The sequence below is a fragment of the Pseudoalteromonas neustonica genome, from assembly GCF_001653135.1.
GTDB classification, from domain to species: domain Bacteria; phylum Pseudomonadota; class Gammaproteobacteria; order Enterobacterales; family Alteromonadaceae; genus Pseudoalteromonas; species Pseudoalteromonas neustonica.
Map to the genome: position 1 here is coordinate 26,930 of NZ_BDDS01000018.1, position 22,587 is coordinate 49,516.

General features: G+C 40.9%; 21 protein-coding genes. 10 read left to right on the forward strand and 11 right to left on the reverse strand.

Annotation, left to right across the window (positions count from 1 at the left end):
• Positions 1-15 precede the first annotated feature (15 nt).
• Positions 16-693, forward strand: a complete 678-nt coding sequence (locus A7967_RS17885) for a nitroreductase family protein (RefSeq protein WP_054206398.1) — start codon at positions 16-18, stop codon at positions 691-693.
• On the opposite strand, the gene A7967_RS17890 is transcribed toward A7967_RS17885, so the two are convergent.
• The gene (locus A7967_RS17890; RefSeq protein ID WP_054206397.1) at positions 686-997 is read right to left on the reverse strand and encodes an ArsR/SmtB family transcription factor; all 312 of its coding nucleotides are present in this window, start codon (positions 995-997) and stop codon (positions 686-688) included. The two genes, A7967_RS17885 and A7967_RS17890, sit on opposite strands and share 8 nt — an antisense overlap.
• A 105-nt stretch (positions 998-1,102) precedes the next feature.
• Here A7967_RS17890 and A7967_RS22545 point away from each other — a divergent pair, with 105 nt between their 5' ends.
• Together A7967_RS22545 and A7967_RS17895 are read left to right on the forward strand one after the other, a co-directional pair.
• Positions 1,103-1,291: a YgaP family membrane protein gene (locus A7967_RS22545; RefSeq protein WP_082355714.1), complete on the forward strand. Its 189-nt coding sequence runs from the start codon at positions 1,103-1,105 to the stop codon at positions 1,289-1,291.
• The gene (locus A7967_RS17895; RefSeq protein ID WP_054206396.1) at positions 1,291-1,635 is read left to right on the forward strand and encodes a rhodanese-like domain-containing protein; all 345 of its coding nucleotides are present in this window, start codon (positions 1,291-1,293) and stop codon (positions 1,633-1,635) included. Before A7967_RS22545 ends, A7967_RS17895 begins: the two co-directional genes overlap by 1 nt.
• 213 nt (positions 1,636-1,848) lie before the next feature.
• On the opposite strand, the gene A7967_RS17900 is transcribed toward A7967_RS17895, so the two are convergent.
• The 3 genes from A7967_RS17900 to A7967_RS17910 are packed head-to-tail and all read right to left on the reverse strand — an operon-like array spanning position 1,849 to position 3,038.
• Complete coding sequence (locus A7967_RS17900) at positions 1,849-2,391, reverse strand: PH domain-containing protein (protein ID WP_054206395.1); 543 nt, start codon at positions 2,389-2,391, stop codon at positions 1,849-1,851.
• Positions 2,392-2,439: 48 nt separating this feature from the next.
• Complete coding sequence (locus tag A7967_RS17905; protein ID WP_231659098.1) at positions 2,440-2,628, reverse strand: hypothetical protein; 189 nt, start codon at positions 2,626-2,628, stop codon at positions 2,440-2,442.
• A gap of 11 nt (positions 2,629-2,639) precedes the next feature.
• The gene (locus tag A7967_RS17910; protein WP_054206394.1) at positions 2,640-3,038 is read right to left on the reverse strand and encodes a DUF3224 domain-containing protein; all 399 of its coding nucleotides are present in this window, start codon (positions 3,036-3,038) and stop codon (positions 2,640-2,642) included.
• An 89-nt stretch (positions 3,039-3,127) separates the two neighbouring features.
• On the opposite strand from A7967_RS17910, the gene A7967_RS17915 reads away from it, so the two are divergent.
• On the forward strand, positions 3,128-4,948 hold the full coding sequence (locus A7967_RS17915; RefSeq protein WP_064435944.1) for an ABC transporter transmembrane domain-containing protein: 1,821 nt from the start codon (positions 3,128-3,130) through the stop codon (positions 4,946-4,948).
• A gap of 159 nt (positions 4,949-5,107) precedes the next feature.
• Positions 5,108-5,488, forward strand: coding sequence for a hypothetical protein (locus A7967_RS17920; protein WP_054206392.1), 381 nt, complete (start codon positions 5,108-5,110; stop codon positions 5,486-5,488).
• Positions 5,489-5,642: 154 nt separating this feature from the next.
• Here the strand turns inward: A7967_RS17920 and A7967_RS17925 are convergent, their stop codons facing one another.
• The gene (locus tag A7967_RS17925; RefSeq protein WP_054206391.1) at positions 5,643-6,275 is read right to left on the reverse strand and encodes a YiaD family glycine zipper/OmpA-like lipoprotein; all 633 of its coding nucleotides are present in this window, start codon (positions 6,273-6,275) and stop codon (positions 5,643-5,645) included.
• A gap of 76 nt (positions 6,276-6,351) precedes the next feature.
• On the reverse strand, positions 6,352-7,146 hold the full coding sequence (locus tag A7967_RS17930) for a substrate-binding periplasmic protein (protein WP_231659096.1): 795 nt from the start codon (positions 7,144-7,146) through the stop codon (positions 6,352-6,354).
• A gap of 121 nt (positions 7,147-7,267) precedes the next feature.
• Between A7967_RS17930 and chrA the strand changes: the two genes are divergently transcribed.
• Positions 7,268-8,419, forward strand: a complete 1,152-nt coding sequence (gene chrA / locus A7967_RS17935; RefSeq protein ID WP_054206390.1) for a chromate efflux transporter — start codon at positions 7,268-7,270, stop codon at positions 8,417-8,419.
• On the opposite strand, the gene A7967_RS17940 is transcribed toward chrA, so the two are convergent.
• The 3 genes from A7967_RS17940 to speA all read right to left on the reverse strand — a co-directional run bounded on the left by A7967_RS17940 (position 8,379) and on the right by speA (position 12,615).
• A complete protein-coding gene (locus tag A7967_RS17940; RefSeq protein WP_054206389.1) occupies positions 8,379-9,641 on the reverse strand; it encodes a mechanosensitive ion channel family protein in 1,263 nt (420 codons plus the stop codon). The genes chrA and A7967_RS17940 overlap by 41 nt on opposite strands.
• Positions 9,642-9,795: 154 nt before the next feature.
• Positions 9,796-10,674: a 1-acylglycerol-3-phosphate O-acyltransferase, YihG family gene (gene yihG / locus A7967_RS17945; RefSeq protein ID WP_054206388.1), complete on the reverse strand. Its 879-nt coding sequence runs from the start codon at positions 10,672-10,674 to the stop codon at positions 9,796-9,798.
• Positions 10,675-10,737: 63 nt separating this feature from the next.
• The gene (gene speA, locus A7967_RS17950; protein ID WP_054206387.1) at positions 10,738-12,615 is read right to left on the reverse strand and encodes a biosynthetic arginine decarboxylase; all 1,878 of its coding nucleotides are present in this window, start codon (positions 12,613-12,615) and stop codon (positions 10,738-10,740) included.
• 205 nt (positions 12,616-12,820) lie between these two features.
• On the opposite strand from speA, the gene speE reads away from it, so the two are divergent.
• Positions 12,821-13,684: a polyamine aminopropyltransferase gene (gene speE / locus A7967_RS17955; RefSeq protein WP_054206386.1), complete on the forward strand. Its 864-nt coding sequence runs from the start codon at positions 12,821-12,823 to the stop codon at positions 13,682-13,684.
• Between the two features lie 72 nt (positions 13,685-13,756).
• Here the strand turns inward: speE and A7967_RS17960 are convergent, their stop codons facing one another.
• Complete coding sequence (locus tag A7967_RS17960; protein WP_054206427.1) at positions 13,757-14,986, reverse strand: hypothetical protein; 1,230 nt, start codon at positions 14,984-14,986, stop codon at positions 13,757-13,759.
• Entirely contained in the window at positions 14,976-15,599 is a 624-nt protein-coding gene (locus tag A7967_RS17965) for a cupredoxin domain-containing protein (RefSeq protein WP_054206385.1), read from the reverse strand. Before A7967_RS17965 ends, A7967_RS17960 begins: the two co-directional genes overlap by 11 nt.
• A 182-nt stretch (positions 15,600-15,781) precedes the next feature.
• Here A7967_RS17965 and A7967_RS17970 point away from each other — a divergent pair, with 182 nt between their 5' ends.
• The 3 genes from A7967_RS17970 (at position 15,782) to A7967_RS17980 (ending at position 22,580) form a co-directional block, all read left to right on the forward strand.
• Positions 15,782-17,824, forward strand: a complete 2,043-nt coding sequence (locus tag A7967_RS17970; RefSeq protein WP_054206384.1) for a glycoside hydrolase family 97 protein — start codon at positions 15,782-15,784, stop codon at positions 17,822-17,824.
• A gap of 268 nt (positions 17,825-18,092) precedes the next feature.
• Entirely contained in the window at positions 18,093-19,529 is a 1,437-nt protein-coding gene (locus tag A7967_RS17975) for a hypothetical protein (protein WP_054206383.1), read from the forward strand.
• Positions 19,530-19,565: 36 nt separating this feature from the next.
• On the forward strand, positions 19,566-22,580 hold the full coding sequence (locus A7967_RS17980) for a LodA/GoxA family CTQ-dependent oxidase (RefSeq protein ID WP_064435945.1): 3,015 nt from the start codon (positions 19,566-19,568) through the stop codon (positions 22,578-22,580).
• The last annotated feature ends 7 nt before the right edge of the window (positions 22,581-22,587 follow it).

Below are 22,587 nucleotides of genomic sequence, written 5' to 3' on the forward strand. Positions count from 1 at the left end.
CAATAAAGGATCATTATGAAAGATCATGCAAGCATCCCTCTAACCGACTTTACCGAATACCCACATGATCAAATGCTGGAGCGCGCCACAGAATTTTTAACCACCAGCCAGCGCCGCCATAGTATTCGCAGCTTTAGCGATCGCCCTGTGCCTAAAGAAATTATCGAAACCTGTATCAAGGCAGCAGGCACGGCGCCAAGTGGCGCAAACCACCAGCCTTGGCATTTTGTTGCTATTCACTCAAGTGATATAAAAAAACAAATTCGTGAAGCAGCTGAAAAACTAGAACGTTCATTCTATGAAGGCCGTGCTGGCGAGGAATGGCTAGATGCACTAAAACCATTAGGTACTGATGCTAGTAAACCCTACCTAGAGCATGCCCCTTGGCTTATTGCGGTATTTAGCCAAAAGAAAGGCGGCTTAAGTACTGATGATAAAAACACGAACTACTATGTACATGAATCTGTAGGACTGGCAACCGGCTTTTTAATTCAAGCACTACACAGAGCAGGCCTTGCAACGCTAACTCATACCCCTAAGCCAATGAGCTTTTTAACCGATATTTGTGGCCGAGATAAAGACAACGAACGCCCCTATATGCTGCTCATTGCTGGTTACCCAAGTGAAGATGCCACTGTGCCGAACCACGCACTTGTGAAAAAATCTCTCGATGAAATAGCCACATTTATTTAGCGTTATTATCGGTTACACAAAACCATTGATACAACAGCCCAATGATCGACTCAACTTTAGGGTCGATCAAATAATAATAAATAGTATGCCCATCACGACGTGTTGCTACTAAATTTGCTTTTCTTAAACTCGCTAAATGCTGAGACAATGCAGATTGTGCCAATGGTACACGTTCATTTAACTGCCCTACACTTAACTCACCTTGTAACAAGCTGCATAAAACCATTAGACGATTTTTGTTCGCCATTAATTTTAAAAACTGCTCGGCTTGTTCAGCATTGCTTGCTAGCTGCTCAATATTCATTTTAATAACCGATAATAAAATATGTTTTAAGTATAGACTTTTACATTAGTAAGTTCTAATATAATTTAACATTAGAAAACACTAATATTAAATGCAGAGGTCATAATGAAAATAAGTGATGGGATCTTACTACTTGCAGGATCAATGGTGACAATTTCTGTGCTTTTGAGCTACTTTGTAGATAGTCGGTTTATGTTGTTAACACTATTGATAGGCGTAAACCTGATCCAAACAGCGTTTACTAAGTGGTGCCCACTTATAAATTTTTTTCGCAAACGAGGATTTACAGACTAATGCTTACTTCAATTCCAGATCTAATGAAAATAATCACTCCAAATCAACGCCGTATTGATGCAGAGCAAGCCAAGCTAGAACTGGCAGATAATCACGGCTTATTAATTGACGTACGTGAACCTGCTGAGCATGCGACAAAAGCAGCCATCGGTGCAATTAATATCCCCCGTGGTTTACTCGAAATGAAATTAATGGAAATTGAAAAAGACCCAGCACGGCCAATTTATTTACACTGTGCCAGCGGCGCGCGCGCAACCCTAGGTGCAGAAGCGCTAACACGAGTTGGCTACAAAAATGTTACTGTGATCACCTGTAACGCAGAGCAAGTTTGCCAAGTGTTTTAATTGTTATTTAAGTTGGGTTGGGTTGAGTACAACGAAACCCAACTTAAACAACTTTTGAGTTATAAATTTACATTAAGTCATGTTGACCTTTCAGGATAAAAATGGAGTAATCTCCTTAGGTAGCCCATTTGAACAAAGTAAATCTAAAATTTACGCATGCTATCAAAACTTATGGTTGCCATATTTAAGTGCAGATAATAGATAAGTCAGTTATTACTTCTTCTCATCCATCAGCGTCACTAGCATTTGTTCAATGTTCTTCACGCTGTAAGTCAGTGCACGCAGTAACTCCACTTGGTTTTGTGGCTCATCACTTTTAGCTTTCGTTGGCTGTGCCCCAGCTAGGTTATCTTTTTGGGCTAAAATTGCTTCGCGAAACTCGCTGGCATCAACCACTCCTAGTAATGAGACTAATGCACCTTGGCTTGACTGCCCTGCGGTTTCAAAACTTAACCTATATAAACCAAACAATCGCATCAGTGGACCTTGGCTTAATCCAACGTCGGTTATTTTTTCAAGCGGAATCGATTTTTCTTCTTTAAAAAATATCCCGCGTTTAACGACTAACTTGCGCTCAAGTAGTTCCGCTGACATTGCGGCTAAAATACTGCTACTAACTAGCCACACTATTAAGACAATGACGGGAATTAAAGGAATAGTAACAATTCCTAATGTGCTTACACATAAAGCGAACACTAACCAATAAGATTTAATTTTTGGATCGAACGATGCGCTTTTTAAAGTAAAATCAGACATAAAACACCTTATAATTAAATACTTAACTTATCAAAATACGAGCGACATTTACGGCTCATCATTTTCAATAAGTAATACATAACCGGAAACTTGACCAAAAAAATTTGTAATTGGCCCTACATTTACCACTTTCCAACCATCTAGGTTTAGTTTGTATATTCGCTGATTAAGGGCTTCTGTATCTATTCCACCAAAAAAACGGGTCTTTTTAAATTCAATTATTTTTTGCACAACCACTTTTTCACCTTTTATAACTGAAATTCAAAATCATAAAAATGTACGCCACTTTCAATACGAATCACCATTTTACCGCTAAGACCTGCTAGTTCATTACTACCAGAGTCGGGGACTACATTTAAAATTAATGAATCTTGGCCTTTATCCATCGTACCAAAGTGTTGCAATACAAAACTGCCCTGCTTGCCAACAAGCAACCCAACAACTTGTTCAATTGCCACATAACCAGCACTGCCTTGAGTCGTGGTCATTGCGCTAAGCATTTCACCTGTACTCGTTGCATCAAGATCGCCGGTAAATGTTTTATCAATCGACATACGCCCTAAATTTACGCCGTCAATCCCTTTGGCGTAGCCCTCAATTGGATTAAGTTTTACATTGAATTGACCCGTTACGTTATGAGTTACCATACTAGTCCCTTATTTGTTATTTTAATTGGTTATTGAAATTATGATTAAAGTAACCATATCTATACCCTATTCACATAAAAGAATCCAGCATGAGTAATAGCAAAACCGAGCAAAAAGACAAGGCTGCTTTTAGTAGTTTAATTCCGATTTTTCAGTTTATTAAACCTTATAAATGGGTAGTTTTTTCGGCGCTTATGGCGTTGCTCGTTACCGCGGGAGTTAATTTATCTCTTGGCCAAGGAGTTAAATTTGTAATCGACCACGGCTTTATTGCAGGCTCACAAGAGCAATTAAAGCAGGCTGTTTTAGTGCTAATAGGGCTGATCAGCCTATTAGCCATTGGCACCTTTAGCCGCTTTTATTTAATGTCGTGGATTGGGGAGCGCGTTAGTAACGACATTCGCAAAGCGGTGTTTAACCGCATAGTGACTTTGCACCCTAGCTACTTTGAAGAAAACCGCAGTGGCGAGCTAATGTCACGCTTAACAACCGACACCACCTTGCTGCAATCAATTATTGGTTCGTCATTTTCAATGGCACTACGAAGCGCCCTCATGCTGGTTGGTGGCCTAGCCATGCTGTTATTTACTAATTTAAAGCTCACTTTAGTCGTGGTTGCCTGTGTACCTTTGGTGTTAGTGCCAATGATGGTGTTTGGTAAAAAGGTGCGTAAATTAGCCAGCTCTAGCCAAGATGCGATTGCTGATATAAGCACGTACGCCGGTGAGATCATTCAAAATATTAAAGTGGTGCAAAGTTATAGCCACGAACAACGAGAACAACACGCGTTCGCCTTAGAAACCGAGAAAGCCTTTGCCGTTGCTAAAAGCCGTATTAAGCAGCGTTCATTTTTAATCGCCGCAGTGATATTTTTAACTTTCAGCGCTATTAGTGTAATGCTATGGGTTGGCGGCAGTGATGTACTTGCAGGTACGATGAGCGGTGGTGAGTTAGGCGCATTTGTGTTTTACGCCATTATGGTAGCGATGTCAGTGGCAACCGTTGCCGAGGTATACGGTGAACTACAACGCGCAGCAGGTGCTGCAGCACGCTTACTGGAGTTATTGGCCGTCAAAAGCGAAATTGTTAACCCTGACCAGCCCCTTGATGAAAAGCTACATCCTAAACCCGATATTGCGGCAATTGAACTCAACAACATTACGTTTAACTACCCATCTCGTCCTGATGTTAGCGCACTGAAGAATGTATCGCTAACTATTAAGCAAGGCCAAACTGTGGCGATAGTTGGCCCCTCGGGAGCCGGTAAAACAACTTTATTTGAACTACTACAACGCTTTTACGACCCAGCCACCGGCGCCATTAAATTCCACGGAATTGATATAAAAGATCTATCGCTCAATCGGCTGCGCAACAGTATGGGTATGGTCGCACAAAATCCCATTTTATTTAGCTCCGATGTTATGCACAATATTCGCTATGGCAACCCAGATGCGACTGACGAACAAGTCTACGCCGCAGCTAAACATGCCCACGCTGATGAGTTTATCGCGCAACTACCAAACGGTTATGAAAGCTTTTTAGGTGAGCAAGGTGTGCGTTTATCTGGTGGCCAAAAACAACGCATTGTATTAGCACGAGCTATATTAAAAGACCCCAAAATACTGTTACTTGATGAAGCTACCAGTGCCCTTGATGCACAAAGCGAACACCACGTTCAAGCTGCACTAGAACACTTAATGCAAAACCGCACTACGCTAATTATTGCCCATCGCTTGGCCACAGTAAAACATGCTGATGTAATCGTAGTGATGGAACATGGTGAAATTATAGCCACAGGTACTCACCAACAACTATTAACAAGCAATCCGCTGTATCAAAAGCTGTGTGAGCTGCAATTTAATAGGGATGAAAGGGGGGGGTTAAGCTGGAAGGTAAAAAGTTGTAAGTAAAAAAGGATATGCAGAAATTTTATGTGCCTGCCCCTAATTATTGCGATTGAATCAAAATATGAACTCCGCTATGGTTAAACCATCAAGAAAAATAAATTAAAAACGAGTTATTTTACAGGCTCGTTAGGTGCAAAACAAACTTATGCATTCGAGGCAACTATGGATAAATACAATCCTGAGCAACCAGTAAACTCTAAACATTGGTTAGCACTCGATGAAGCTATACGAATTGAACTGGTTCGTGATTTTCACTCAGAGTTAGGCCTTGAAATGGCTGATGATGCTTTAAGCTTACATTCAACAATCCATGTCCTAGTTGAAAATCAATTAGCTATGGGGGTTGAATTCATACCTGAAACTATTGCTAAACTTACAAGGCAAGGTTTGAATCGACATGAAGCAATCCATGCTATTAGTGCGCTAATTTCAGAAGATATCTTTGATGTTCTAAATGGAAATACAGAAGAGTTTTCTCAAAAAAAGTACAGAAGAAAACTTGAAAAAATCACAGCTAAAAGGTGGCTCAAAGGGCAGTATTAAAATTTGCACCTAATCGCGTAGCCACCGGTCTCTAACCTCCAGCCCCACACCACCCATCATGCGCTTTTTATTAACAGGAAGTGTAATGGGCGGTTCTTCTTCCGCAATGAATATTGATCCAAATAGCTTTCAGCTTTTAAGTTTCATCAGTAAATTAACTTTGTGTATTAGGTACTATTTGAATTTCGACGCGACGGTTTTGAGCTCGCCCGTTGGCGTTATCATTACCTGCTATAGGGCGCGTTTCTCCGTAGCCACGAGTACTGATACGTGCTGCTAAAATTTGTTGATTCACTAAATAGCCCTTAACGCTTTGCGCACGCTGCTGCGATAAGGTCATATTATAGCTGTCTTTCCCTGTGCTGTCGGTGTGGCCTTCAATGCTTAAATATGTTTTTTCATATTTATTCATTACTTTAGCGATAGCGTCCAAAGTGTTGTGAAAGCCAGATGAAATATAAGATTGATCAGTGGCAAAGGTGATATTAGATGGCATAACTAAACGTAGATTATCACCTTCGCGAATAACCTCTACGCCAGAGCCTGCGAGCTCATCGCGAAAGGCCGCTTCTTGTTTATCCATATAATCACCAATCGCAGCACCCGCTAAAGCACCAATGGCAGCACCAATAAAAATACGTTTATCATCATGATCACCGGTGGCTTTGCCCAATACAGCTCCTGTTGCAGCACCAATTGCAGCGCCAGTTCCTGTTTTGGTGGTTTCACACCCTGTAAGTAATAGCGCTAACGCCGTGGCTGTTACTAATGGTTTGATTATAGTCATGATGTATCCTGCCTATTAATTATTTCAATAACAGCAAGTATGCAAACACATCAATGAACAAACTATGAAGAAGGAGTTAATAAAAGCCCAGGGTTGGCTGTTCAATAGGAGGTAAGTTATAAGGTGCCACAAGATCAGTAAGCTCACCACTTTGCGCCAACAACTTCATATGATGCTCTATTTCGATGGCTAAAGGGGTATTTTTAAATTGACGACTTAATACAAAATAACCATATATAACATCATCATAACGATAAGACATTTTTTTTAATTTATTTATTGGTTGATTTAACACGCTCATAGAGTGTTCAGCGGTCTCCTCTACTGCCACAACCAAATCGACTCGGCCTTTTAAAAGCATATCTATTGCATTCTTTTCAGATAATGCTTCAATTTTTTCTAACTTTTTATCCTGATCAAAACGCTTAAAGTGAGCAGCACCACGCATTACCGCTACTTTTTTGCCATATAAATCACCGTAGTTTTGAACAGCTAACTCACTATCGTGACGACCGTAAAACACAAAAGAAGACGATAAAATCATATACGGGGGCATTAAAAAATGCATTTGAGTTTGACGCTCTACGGTACGGATGAGTCCGCCCATAGCATTTACCTCACCATCCTCAAGCATTTTTAAACAGCGAGGAAAAGGACAAGCAACTAACTCAATCTTAAAAGGGACCCGTGCTTGAATCGCCTCAGCAATATCAACTATTGCACCTGTTATATCACCCTCTTCACTTATCTGACTATATGGGGGAGCATGATCAACGGCTAACGATAGCCTTGGGATAGGGGCAGCCGATACCTTCATCAAAAATGATAAAGCGAATAACGACAGCAATAAAATTTTATCAATTAGGCGCATAACGACCAGTCAAAAGTGTAACTTATGACCATTGTACTAAGGTACAAACGATAAAGACCATATAAATGTCACAAAATTTTGTCATAATGCAATAGCGTATACCCAAAGGATCATAAATATCATGTTGTTAGCTATTTTTAAGCAGTTTTTTTTACTTGGCTGTATGAGTTTTGGTGGGCCTGCCGCCCACCTTGGCTACTTTAAACGTCACTTTGTTGATAATTTAAATTGGTTAGACAATCAACGTTACGCGCAATTGATCAGCTTAAGTCAAGCACTGCCGGGCCCAGGGTCTAGCCAAGTGGGTTTTGCTATTGGCGTAGAGCGCAGTGGTGTACTGGGTGGTATTGCTGCATTTATTGGCTTTACTTTGCCATCATTTCTAATCATGGTGTTATTGGCTATTAGTGCCCATCAATTTGATGCTATTTATTTTGCAATTATCGCAGGCTTAAAGTTGTTTGCAGTTGTAATTGTTGCCGATGCCATTGTTAGTATGGCAAAAAGCTTTTGTACTAGCTGGGCACTTAAAGCGCTTGCTGCGCTCAGCACCTTAGCCTTAATTTTACTACCCAATATGACAACGCAAATCGCAGTATTAGTTATTGCAGCAGTGATTGGCGCTATCTGGCCTCTACTAAATTTAGAAAAAAACACTGCCTCCTCTCCCACGACAAAAAGTGGTATAAACTGGGTTGCATTAGCTTTATTTACGTTGTTATTAATAATTAGCTTCATTCCTCTAGGGCAAGAGTTAGGGTTGTTTGCGCCATTTTATCAAGCTGGAGCATTAGTATTTGGCGGCGGGCATGTTGTGCTGCCTCTACTACAAACTGGCTTACCAAGTTTAGGCACTGAACAATTTTTAAGTGCGTATGCCAGTGCACAAGCCGTGCCAGGGCCTATGTTTACCATTGCCACCTATTTAGGCGCACAACTGACAGATACGCAACCTATCATTGGCGCACTCATAGCGACTGTATTGATTTTTTTACCTGGCTTACTGCTTATGCTCGCCTTTCAAAAAAGTTGGCTACAACTGGCACAGCGCCCGCGATTTGCCAGCAGTATAGCTGTACTTAACGCCGCTGTTGTTGGATTTTTAGCGGCAGCACTTTATTCGCCAATTTGGACTTCCGCGGTACATAACATATGGCACATTGCTCTTGTTATTGCTGCATTTGCATGGCTAAGAATGGCAAAGCCACCTATTTGGTGGCTACTGCTTGGGTTTATTGGCGTGGGTCTGCTTCAGTATTATTTACCACTTTAATTGTGGGTTTGATACTTGTAGGTGCACTTGCTGGGGGGCTAAACTGCCCCGTGACACTTTGATACGGGCGTAAATCAAATAGAGGGAGTACTGCAAGCAGATGATCCATAATTTCTGCTTGTAAATGCTCGTAAGATATCCAGCGCTTATCTTCACTAAAGCAATAAAACTCAATTGGCAGTCCATGATTCAGTGGCTGTAATTCACGCACCATAAGCGTTAACGCAGTATTAACTTTACTATGGCGCTTTAAATAACCTTCCGCGTAGCGTCGAAATAATCCCAAATTAGAAACCGGATCGGGTAAAGTACTTAATTTAATGTAATCTTTTAAAACAATTGATTGGCCAATCACTTTCTTCATTTCGTCATCAGCTAAACGAATACTGTTCATATCAATATTAAGTGAGCGCTTAATACGACGACCGCCAGATTCTTGCATCCCGCGCCAGTTTTTGAACGAACCGGCAACTAACATATAGGTCGGAATGGTGGTAATCGTGTTATCCCAGTTACGTACTTTTACAGTATTTAAACCCAGATCAATCACTTCACCATCAGCGCCATAGTTTTCAACTTGAATCCAATCCCCATAAGTTACTAAGCGATTAGCCGCAATTTGAATACTGGCAACAAAACCTAAAATGGTATCTTTAAAAACTAACAAAGTAACTGCGGCGATAGCACCAAAGCCTGAAAGAATATATGTTGGTGATTTCTCTAGTACGATACTGACGATTAAAATAGCGCAAATCATAAAGGTGATTAATTTAACAACCTGAATTAAGCCTTGAATTGGCACCTCTCGCGCAAACTCAAGTTGGTTATAAATACCACCAGCAATACTCACCAAACTACTAATAATAAAGCCCACATGGATAATTAAAATAGTCTGACCAATAGTTTTTAATACCTCTCCTGCAAGCTCACTAACCGGGTATACGCTATCAAACGTTGCTAAAAATAAAACACAGCACAACATACCAGCAAAGCGACGGTTGAGCTTGTTTAGCATCGGGGCTAGTACGCCAATTCGTTCAGGAGATAGCTTTGTTACTACTTTTTGAATACCCGGCAACATTAAACGACGAGTAAACAAGTACACCACTAGTAAGGAAAAAACACCTATGGATGTGGCAGTCAGTGAGCTAAACCACGTAGATTCTGGCATGCCTTCAAACCAAGGTTGAACTAGCTGCTGTAAATGAATTGGAGTCGTCATGGTAATTCAATTTCCTTGCTGCGTGCAGCTATATGAGCTGCATCCTAAATTGCGTTTATAGCGACTAACCTAATTATTAGTTAGCCACAGCTGATTGATATTATCTTGAAAGTACATTTATATTACTTATGCTAATTGCTATTCTGCTTATCGATTACTTTGATTGCTGCTCAAGCTGAGTAAGCTGTTGCTCTTTATCTTGCCACAAACGATTTAGCTCTGATTGAAAGCGTACTCTAAATTCATTATCACCCGTATAATCACCTATTAACTCTTCACTCACAGGCATTACTTCAACGTGAACATTGATGCTCTTTACCCGCCCGCTGGCAAAATCCACAAATGTTGGGATCCCATCAGGATACTGTATTGTTACATTCACAACTTTAGATATTTGATCTCCCATAGCCTGCATTACAAAAGCAATACCACCTGCTTTAGGCTTAAGCAAATGCGGAAATGGGCTATTTTGGCGCTGATGTTTTGCAGGCGTATAACGCGTGCCTTCTACAAAATTAACAATGCTAACAGGCATCTCTTTAAATTTTTCGCAGGCTTTGCGGGTCGTTTCTAAATCTTTACCGCGCAGCTTTGGATTTTTCTTAAGCTGACTTTTACTGGTACGCGTCATAAATGGAAAATCTAAAGCCCACCACGCTAAACCTAAAATAGGCACGTAAATTAATTCTTTTTTCAAAAAGAAATTTAAAAATGGTATACGGCGATTCAGTAAACGCTGTAACACCAATATATCGACCCAGCTTTGGTGATTAGCGATAATTAAATACCAGTCTTTTAGTTTTACTTGTTCAAGACCTGTCACGTTTAACTTATAGGGCGTAAATACATTCTGAGTTAAAGAGTTACACGTAACCCACATACTCGCGCATTTCTTTGCCGCCCAACTCATTGCTTTTTGCAGTGCTTTAATTGGCAGTAATTTTATTAGGCCAAAGATAAAAATAGGTATAAACCAAATTACAGTATTTAAGGTGTACAATAAAATACTAAAAATACAACGGATCAAAGACATTACTACTTAATTCCTTTCATTAAAACTGCTCAACAACTCATTACACAACACTCAGTGGCGTAATTAATCTTCAAAATAAGTATACCCTTCAAGGCCGGCATTAAGCTCTGCTAAATACTGTTCTTTAACAGGATCACTGACATCAAGTTGCTGCACTGTATTGGCAAAGTTATCTGCTAAAATGGCGCTATCATAGTCAACAAACTTTAATACATCCTTAACGCTGTCGCCTTTAATCGCATTAGTAAGTTGATAACCTTGCTCTGTGAGTTCCACATGCACAGAGTCTGTATCGCCAAACAGGTTATGTAAATCACCTAAAATCTCTTGATACGCACCAACCATAAACATTGCAATATGATATTGCTGCCCTGGTATATACTGTGGGATAGGCAAGCTTGTTTCAATACCTGCACCTTCAACATATTCGCGAATTTGGCCATCAGAATCACAGGTAATATCTTGAATAATGGCACGTTGCGTTAATGGTTTATCAAGATTTTCAATCGGCATTACTGGAAATAATTGCTGAATTCCCCATACATCAGGTAACGATTGGAACAATGAGAAATTCACGAACAATTTATCCGCTAGTTTTTCGTTTAGATCATCAAGTACCTCACGGTGAGCGCGCGCATTGCTAAGCGATGCACGAACACGGTGTAATATTGTAAAGTACAATTGCTCAATTTTAGCCCATTCCAACATACTCACTAAGCCATGTACGTATTGATCATGAGCTTCGCTGAATAAATGCATTGCATCGTGATAAATTTCCAGCGCCATACGTGGGTTTAAGCGTTGTAAACACTGCCACATTTCATCTAGCACAAGCGCACTATTTGGTTGTGGCGCACTTGGGTTAATATGATTAGGTGCTTGTTCTACGTCAATTACGTCGGTGATCAACACCGCATGATGCGCCGTTAATGCGCGCCCAGATTCAGTGATAATTGCAGGGTGCGGCAAGTCATGCTGCTCACATACTTCAGCAAACGCATTCACTACATTACGCGCATATTCTTCAACGGTGTAGTTCATAGAGCATGCACTACGAGAGCCTGAGCCTTCGTAATCCACACCTAAGCCACCACCTACATCAACGGTATTTAATGGTACACCCAGTTGTGTTAATTCAGCAAAATGGCGTGAACACTCACGTAAAGCACGGTGGATATCTCGTATATTGGCAATTTGTGAACCTATATGAAAATGCACCATTTGCATTAAGTGTAATTTGTTATGCTGCTTAAGAACGTCAACGGCACTTAAAACTTGCCCTGCAGTTAAGCCAAACTTACCTTTTTCTCCGCCCGTGTTCTGCCATTTGCCTTTACCAACAGAATTTAAACGAATACGGATACCAATGGCAGGCTCAATATCTAAATCTTCTATTTCGGCTAACAATGTTGTTAGCTCTGAAAGCTTTTCAACCACAATTTTAACTTTATGGCCCATTGCTTGACCAATGCAGGCTAAACGTAAAAATTCACTGTCTTTGTAACCGTTACACACAATAGTAATCGGTGATTTTGCAACACCTAAAATCGCCATCAATTCGGGCTTTGAACCAGCCTCAAGACCAACAAGCCCACTTGGATGCGCCAGTAACTTGCTAACGACAGAGCGCTGCTGATTTACTTTTATCGGATATACACAGGTGTATTGACCTTGATAATCTCGCACATCACGCGCTTTACTAAAAGCGCTTGTGAGTGTATCAACACGATTTTGTAAAATATCAGTAAAGCGCACCAAAACAGGGAGAGTTAAACCCTGCTTTTTAAACTGCTCTGTTAATTCTGTAAGTGAAATCGCCGTTTTTGTTTGGTCGCCATCAGGAAAAGCCACCAGCTCACCTTGACTGTTAATATCAAAATAACCGTCACTCCAATGTGCAACATTATATGTAGCGCGTGCTGTGTCTAAACCCCAAGTCATGGCAAATTCTTCCAAGTGTTAACTAATGCATCTGTAATCGCGTATTTTAATACGTCAGTAGCCCCTACGCTAACAAAAATTGACCTTTAACCAAAGCACAGGTTAAATTATTCACAAGAACAGTAAAATTTCATTGAGCAAAACGCCAAGCACTGGCAGAATTGCCCCCTTTTTCGTCTTTAACTCAAAAAGTGTAATAGCAATCATGGCAAATTTAGATCAAAGTAACTGGTTTACCGAAATTAGTGAACGTGACGGCAGTGCGTTTTCTCTTCGCATCAATAAAAAGCTAGATGAAAAGCAATCGCCTTTTCAAAAAGTCGAAATGTACGAAACGACTGACTTTGGTAATCTAATGATTATTGATGGTTGTACTATGGTAAGTAGCCGCGAAAACTTTTTTTACCATGAAATGATCAGCCACCCTGCACTACTTGCTCATCCTAACCCTAAAAATGTAGTGATCATCGGCGGTGGTGACTGTGGTACTTTACGTGAAGCACTTAAACACCCAGATGTAGAATCGGTAACACAAATTGATATTGACGAAGTTGTGACACAAATGTCACTTAAATACTTTCCAGAGTTATGTGAAGCAAACCAAGACCCACGCGCAACAGTCATGTTTGATGATGGTATTAAATACATGCGAGAACTTGCTGCTGAGTCAATTGACGTAGTTATTGTTGATGGCACAGACCCTGTAGGCCCAGGCGAAGGACTATTTAACCATGCGTTCTACACTAGCTGCTTAAATGCTCTTCGCCCTGGTGGCATTATGGTGCAACAAAGTGAATCCCCTCTTATGCACATGCCATTACTTGTTGAAATGCGTGACGCAATGACTGAAGTGGGCTTTAAGGATTTGCAAACATTGCCATTCCCACAACCTATTTACCCAAGTGGTTTATGGTCTGTGACGCTTGCACGCAAAGGTGAAGCATTTGCAGGCTTTAGAGAAGATGCTGCCGCAGAGCTGGCGCAAAGTACGCAATACTACAATAACGGTATTCACCACGGCGCACTTGCAACCCCAAACTTTATGAAACGCGCTTTTGAGAAAAAGTAAGCAATAATAAAATAGCAAAAAAGGGTTCGTATGAACCCTTTTTTAATTTTTGACACCTAAAAAATGCTCACATCAAAAACGCCACTGTGCGTTAAGTAAAACTTGCTGCTGTGATATTCTTGATGCTATACCAATCGCTTGGCGGTTATCAGCTTGACTGCGCAAAGCCGAACCTTCAATTCCTAACTGCCACTGTGGTGTTAACTGGTAACGCCAAGTTGCTGTAATTCCTTCGCCATGGCTTGCATTTGGATCAAACGCCCAATCGTCTTTATCAGTCACTTTAAAATAATCATAACGAATAGATAATCTATGCTCTGCTATTTTATGACTTAGTAAAAAAAAGTGACTATAAAAACGGTTATCAACACCTCTATTTTTCCCCATCGCAGTACTGCCTGACATAGCCTGAGTTATCAAACGTGTTTTGGCCGTAAATTTATAAAGCCATGCAGCGCTTGAGAATCGGGTATCCCATGCATATTGCCCAGTACTGTAATTGATCGCGGCAGGATCGCCGTTGTTATCGTAATAATAAAAACGAAATTGTGATTTTTTTAAATAATCCCAATGAATCCCTGTGTAATAACCATAACGGCCATCCACCTCTTCAAAAGGCAAAACCTGATTTGCTTGATGCTGTAATTGGGGTGTATTTAAAGAAGCCACTGGCGCAAATGCAACACCTTCGTTAAACGTTGTTTGGCGATCGTGCATGGCAAAACCACGCCACGCCAATAATGTGCCCGCAGGATCGTTACCTTTAAATGTAGCTCCTACAAATGCAAAGCTGTGGGCACTATTAAAGCTTCGCCCAGGGCGCTTAATGGTTGCTTCAACACCCACAGTGCGTACTTCTTCACCTATCCATGAATTTATGGCGGAGTTAGTGTAGTTATAAGGTGAGATCCACCCCATATCTGGATTCTCTAGTGACAATAAAGGGTAAAATCCACCTACGCGCACATGCCACTTATATTTACTTTTAGTTAGCGGCTTATATTGTAAATACGCTTGGCTAAAGCCTAAAGTAGGCTCAGGATCTTGGTAAGCATTAATCACTCCATGGGCTGACCAATCAGTACTCAAGTCTGCTCTAAAATCAATTAACCCTTGTGAAAGTAGCACGCCATCGTTTTCACTGTCATAGCGATAAAGCCCTACACCACCTTCTTGCCAACTCGATTGCGAATCGCCTTTTACAGCACTAACGTGTAATAGCCCTTTAATTTGCGCATTTACATTGGTGGCGCTTAATAAGCCAACTAAAGCGACAACACCTAGTGAGTTTTTAATAATCATCAAATTCATCTACACCAATTGCAACACGTGGTATTACTTTTTGCTTAAGTTGATAACGCAAATTTTTGTTCGAAACATTCACCGCTTGTGACTCTGTTGAACTAATATCACTAAACCCCTCATGCCAAACATTGAGTGTGTATTCGCCTTGTGGAATGTTTAATGATAACCGCCCTTGCTCATCGGTTATGGCATAAAACGGGCTATCTACTACAACGATATAACCCAACATCCAGTCATGAATATTACAACCTAACTCCACCACACCCGTTTGTTCAAATGTAATAGGCGCCTGTGGTTGCTCACGATACAACTTGAGCTCAAACGATTTGCTTTTAGAAAATGAATACACATGGTGCATGATTGAATCCGCGTTCGGAAATTCAACCTGAGCGTTTTTAGGCACAACTAAAACATGTGGCGTAAACTGGCGTTCCTGTTGCTTCATCATAAAGGGGGCGTTTGGTAATTCATTATCTAGCATCGTCACTGATGACGTTAACCATACAACGGCATTAGGCAGCGGTTGCTGATTTTGATCATAAATTGTAATAGTGGCTGCATGGCTTTTGAATACCATAAAAATTAATGCAATTACGAGTACAAGCTTCATCGTCTTAAGATCTTATTATTTGATTTAATTCATTATAGACCTATTTTATGAGCAAAATGTTACTTAATTAAAATATTATTTAGTCTGTTTAATAGATTGAATACGTATGCAGTCATCTCGTAATCAAAGCCTCCGCGCTTTATGCTAACTGATTAAAATAGCGTTAACCTCAAGGATCAGTCATGCGATTACCTTTGCTACTTGTGCTTACACTTTCAAGTGCTTGCTTTGCTAAAGATACAACAATTCAATCCCCCAATGGGAAAATAAAAATAACGGTATCAGATACGCACTCCACACCAAGCTACAAAATCAGTTTTAACGATAAAGAAGTTATTCAAAACTCATCGCTTGGTTTTAATTTTAAACAACAGGCCTCTTTCGCTGAAGGCTTTAAAATCACTAAAACATCTAACAATCAAGTAAATAGTCAATGGCAGCAACCGTGGGGCGAGCGTCAAACCATTATAGATAAGCATAATGAGCTAACGGTTACCTTTAATAAACCTGCGCCGCACGGTGGCACTTACATAGTCCGCTTTAAGGCCTTTAATAGCGGGGTAGGATTTCGCTACGAAGTGCCCAAACAAACGGGTTTTGAGAGCATTGAAATCACTAAAGAGCTAACCGAGTTTGCAATTGCCAACGCCGATAAAGCAACCGCGTGGTGGATCCCTGCGCGTGGCTGGAACCGCTATGAATATGTTTATAACACCACACCATTGCAACAAGCTGGGCTTGTACATACCCCTTTTACTTTTAAAAATGCAGACGGAGTACATGTCAGTATTCACGAGGCGGCTTTAGTTGATTATGCAGGTATGGTGCTTAATCAACGTCGCCCGGGGACATTTCAGGCAGACCTAACCCCTTGGTCTGATGGTATTGCAGTTAAAAAACACGGTGCTTTTAATACCCCTTGGCGTACAATTCAAATCGGTGAAAAAGCCGTTGATTTGATTAATTCAGATATAATTTTAAACCTCAATGAACCTAACAAGCTCGGCGATGTTTCATGGGTTAAACCGGGTAAATATGTTGGTATTTGGTGGGGTATGCACATCAACGAAACAACGTGGGGTAGCGGTGAAAAACATGGCGCAACAACACAAAATACCAAGTATTACATGGATTTTGCTGCCAAATATGGTTTTGATGGCGTATTAGTTGAAGGCTGGAACATTGGCTGGGACGGAGACTGGTTTTTCAATGGTGACGTATTTAGTTTTACTAAACCTTATAATGATTTTGATATTGATGAACTAACTCGTTACGGCAAACAAAAAGGCGTTCAGCTAATTGGCCATCACGAAACATCTGGTAACGTCAGTAACTATCGCAACCAAATGAATGATGCCTACGCACTCTATGAAAAAGCGAACGTGAGCCAAGTAAAAACAGGCTATGTAGCTGATGGCGGCAATATAAAACGTATCGATGATAATGGCATTGCACGTCATGAGTGGCACGATGGTCAGTTTATGGTTAACGAATACCTTCATAGTGTAAAACTCGCAGCTAAACATAAAATCAGTATTAACACCCATGAGCCAATTAAAGACACAGGTCTGCGTCGTACTTACCCTAACTGGATAGCGCGCGAAGGAGCTCGCGGCCAAGAATTTAACGCATGGGGTACGCCACCTAATCCACCTGAACATATTCCTATGCTTGCTTTTACACGTATGCTAGCTGGGCCAATGGATTTTACACCGGGTATTTTTGATATGGACTTTAATGGTTTAGGCGCAAAAACTAACCGCCCACAAACCACGCTAGCGAAACAACTCGCTTTGTATGTCGTGATGTACAGCCCAATTCAAATGGCCGCAGATTTACCGCGCAACTATTTAGCAAAACCTGAGGCATTTCAATTTATTCAAGATGTACCAACCGACTGGCAACACAGTATTGCGCTTGCAGGTGAAGTTGGCGACTACATAGTGTTTGCACGAAAAGAACGTAAACGCGATGGTTATTCTGGTAACGACTGGTATTTAGGCGCTGTCACTGATGAACATGCCCGCACGGTTGATATTAAGCTCGACTTTTTGGATGGCGATAAAGTATTTGAAGCGCAAATATACCGCGATGGCAAAAACGCAGAATGGAAAAACAACCCATACGATATAAAAATTGAACAGCGTATTGTATCGGCTAAAGACACTATTTCATTAAAACTCGCCACCAGCGGCGGCACTGCAATTCGATTTAAAGCACTATAAACACGCCCAGCGCCAACCCGAGCCGGTTGGCGCATTAAGCAATTAATTAAGCTATTAATTAAGCTATAAAACAAAACTTCTTCGCATCAACTTTCATCACATTTATTAATTTAACTAATTGAAATTTAAAATACTTAAAACTGCTGCAATACTTTGTAATAGATTTATTCCTGCGCGTAACCTATCTTTGTTCACAGTCATTTCATTAACATAATAGCAACACCGTCATTTCTCCTAGAAATTTACTACACAATCAAGGAATATGAGCATGGAACCTGTATTAAGAAATACTCACTCAGTTATTAAAACACCCATAGTACTTGCGCTCACTTTCGCAAGTTTTACGGCACTTAGCACCAATGAGAACACACCATCACACGCCCAATACACCACGTCATCATCAGCGTGTGTTGCAAAAAAAGAATGGTTTAAATCTCCCGTAGTCCCACCAAAAGAAGGTAAAGATAGTCATTTTGCATTTGTGGATAACGAAGATAAATCAAGCAATTGTGATTTTCATCAGTGGTCATGGCAAAAGTTTTTATATCTAACCCAAGTAGATAAAAAAACAAACGATCTGGTTATGTTTGGTGATAACTACCGACAAGTAAATAATGAAATGATGCCTTATTTTGAGCCTTGGAATGACCTACTCAATCCCACCGGTTTTGAATTAAGTTCTCAATTGATCCTAGAGGACACAACGCAAGCAGGCAGTAGCCATGGCAAAATTTTTACTAAGTATGGTAATCAACCTGCTTATTATTCAATTCATATAAACCGTGAATTTATTCAATCTGCAGCTAAAAACCCGATCACTAGCGGTGATGAGTTTGCAGTGGGATCCGTTGAAATAAAGGCAGCATGGCTTGCCACAGATCAATTACGCGCCCTTTATACAGATAAAGAAATACACGCTAACTTTTACACCCGTAAAGCAATGATCAAAGCGGATAGTAAAACAATCAGCAATACCGAAGTTGCTTTAATAGGCATGCATGTTGTTGGCGTAGTTGAGAACCATCCTGAATTTATTTGGGCTACCTTTGAGCATCATACGTCAGCACCTGATTATTACGGCTCTCCTGGTACATTTAAAAAAGTAACAACGCCTTATGAAAAAAATAAAATCGTTAGTAGTGATGATAAATTTATTTTTTACAGAAAAAATACCACCGCAGGTAATGCAAATCTAAGTTACCCCGCAGAACAAACCACCACAAACACGTTTCGTTTATACCAATTTGGCGTACCTAATGGCGCGCCTTATACAAACGTTGCATCGTCAGATCAGCAAACTAGAGACGCCGAAAACTTTAATAACATTCAAGTACTCAATAATAGCGTCAAACAAGGCCTAACTAAGCATGACTCTCGTTGGCAACATTATTTTTATGCTGGAAGTGTGTGGTTAAGTACTCAAGGTTACAAATTTAATGAAGGGATCAGTGGAAATATTGTCCCACCCAATGCAAACGACAAATTACGAGGTTCGCTCGCGCTTGCCAACATAACCATGGAAACCTATACGCAAACCTATGGCGATCCAAATCAAAATAAACGCTACTCGACTAATAACTGCTTTGCTTGTCATGCAACCAGTAAGGGTGAGTCAACGATGGAAGTAAGCCATATATTTAAGAACTTTCAAAAGTTACGTAGCAGTCACAGGCAAATCAATGCTGGCTCTACACATCAACGTTAATAATTTATTTGAATAGCTTAAAAAAGGAATGCTGTAATGACTAAAAAAGACGATACACAACACTCTGGCGCAAAACCATCGGCAAACAACATACCATGTTGGTCAGATGGTGAAAGCGTAGATCAAGCTTGCCAACGTCTAACAGAGATGTTTGTTGGGCTTGGGCAAGTTCCTCGCATAGATAAAGGGCAGCAACCCGCTCAACGTGCCGTATTTAGAAAACAACATGGCGTTGTGTACGGCAAGTTTAAAATTAACTCAGACATTGACCCGCAATTTAAAGTGGGAATATTTGCAGGCCAAGAATACGAATGCGCGGTTCGCTTTTCAAGTGACACAACCCCTTCATCACCTGATTTGCACAGTACCCTTGGGTTGGCGATGAAGCTGTTTTCCGTAGAGGGTCCAAAACTGGTTGGAGAAAGCGACACAGCAGACTTTATTTTTCAAAATATAAATCGCTTCTTTACCAAAAATGCCCAACAGATGTGCCAATTCACTACGGCTGGCGTAATAAATAAAGACTACGACGCATACATAAATGATCCGAAAAATAAGAAAACATCTAACATTTTAAAGGCAATGCAAAAAGTAGAGGCGAGCTGCCTAAGTGCTAAATATTGGGCAATTTTACCATTTAAACTTGGTGAACAACACATTGTAAAATATCGGTTAGTACCTGAGAGTTCTGATTTAGGCGCACCTAGTGTTGATAATGACTACCTTGCGTTAGATTTACAGCGACGATTGCGTGAAGGAAATGCTCGCTTTCGTTTTGAAGTACAATTGCGTACTAACCCCAAAACAATGCCAATTGATGATGCACAAAAAGTCTGGAGCACACAAGAAAGTCCGTATATCTGCCTTGCACACTTAGAATTAGCACAACAAGACATTACCTCAATTGGTCAAGCCGAGCTTGGTCGTAACCTCGCCTTCAATATTTGGCGCACTTTAGCTGATCATGAGCCTTTAGGTAGCATTGCCCTTGCTCGCAAGTCAGCATACGCAGCCAGCGCTCATGCACGTCACACCGCAAATGGTCAGCTGCTGCAAGAACCAAAAGCAATTAGTCAGTTTAATCCTGAGCAATCACAAGATACTAACTCTGACTGCATTGTGTACGCTGGTATTTACCCTCCTATTGGTGTGATGCGAGTAGGTAACAGTAAAGATGACTATTTCATTGGCCCGCAACATCCTCAACCTGTACCAAATTCAGATGAGTACGCTTACCGCGACAAAAGTGGCGCAATGAAACGCCAAGCTGCCGAGTTTAGAATTTACGGCTTTAACGCTGCTGGCAAAGCAATTAAGGAACTCACTTTAGATAATACTGACATAACATGGCACGCCCAACTTGCGAATCAAAAAGCGTCTTGGTATGAATTTCAAATTGCTTTAGATATTCCAGAAGCCGCCGATGCACCGCCATCTTTACTGCGAAACAACAATGTTACAAATCGCGATAAGCTTGTCATTAATGGAGGTAAACGCAGCCTAAGCGGCAAAAATATAACCCCTAAAAATAAAGACACCTTTACTGGTAAATTTATGGGTGAAAAAGTCTATCTAGGCGAGATGCGCAGTGATGAACATGGCCGATTAATCATGCTAGGTGGGCATGGCGTATCGCGTAACCTGAATGGGGATATCGCGGTGACTTTCGCCAACAATGAAGGCTGGTATGATGATATATCCGATGGCCCTATTATCGCTGAGGTTGTTTATCAAGGCGTTGCTCTAAGAGTTGAACCCGCTTGGGCCATTTGTGCACCGCCTGATTATGCGCCAATGCAAAAATCAGTGCGTACCATGTGGGATTTAATGCGCGATGTTGCAGTAAACAGTGGCATGCTTGCACGTCCACAGCGCCCTTCATTTACGGATGATATTCAACCTATTTTTACTCGAATGACTGACTTACAATGGGTTAATGGTGGCTTTGCAGGCGCTTTTGGATGGGGTGGTCAATTTGATTACACAACTCCTCAGTGGTTAGAAAAACTAAGCAACCCTTCTCCAGCCTATCAAGAACTACGTCGTACGTTATCTAATAATTTTCGCCGTTTTGATGTCCCAGGTGCCCAAGCACCTCAACTATGGCCTTGGCTCTATGGCGACGCAATTAGTATTCCACCAACGGGATCTGAACGCCAACATAGTACACTCTCAAACTTACAATTGTCGTTTTTAGACCAATGGGTAAAAGGCGATTTTATTAATGATTACACACCGCAATCCGGTTGCCCCGTTGCTCCAAAGCAGCTCACTATAGATGATTATCCCGTGGCACAACAGCCTGACTTACTCACTCGTGGTGCGATGGAATTTTGCCTAGCAGATGCGTTTCATCCAGGCTGTGAAATGACTTGGCCTATGCGCACTGCAGGTATGTATCAATCAGCTTTTAGGTTAAAACACGCAAAATCGGATCTACAAAGCGATCATTATTATTACGGCCCTGTCATGAATAGTGATATTTTTACCCTTGCACAAGGACCATTATTTGGTGGGCAAGTAGCAGGCGGTGTGACACGTTGGATGGCTATCCCATGGCAAACAGATACAGCTAGCTGTCGTGATGGCTACAGCTCTGAATACGACCCTTTCTTACCCACTTTTTGGCCGGCACGTGTGCCTAATCAAGTTATGAACCAATATCGTTATAAGCAAGTGCTTGATACATCACTATCAAATAGCACTCGCCAACAGGCATTTGCGTATCGAACAGATTGGTTAGATGATTTACCTTTGCACGACCAGCCTGCAACATACACCAACCAAATAAACAGTATGGTTGAAAACTTTGCAGATCTCGCGATTGTGCAAGCACATGTTGGCGCCCTTGGTGACCCTCAATTTCCAACTATGATGCAAGTCGGCATGCTACCTCACAAGCAAGATAAAGAAGCACATACAAACCTTGCCAGTAAAGCAATACAACATAGTAAAGCGACGCTTTCTGCGGATCTGCCACCAAATCAACACAACATAGATTTAGGTGTAACAGAAAAAGCAAATCGCTTTCATCGCGTAAAAGGACGTTAGGATCATT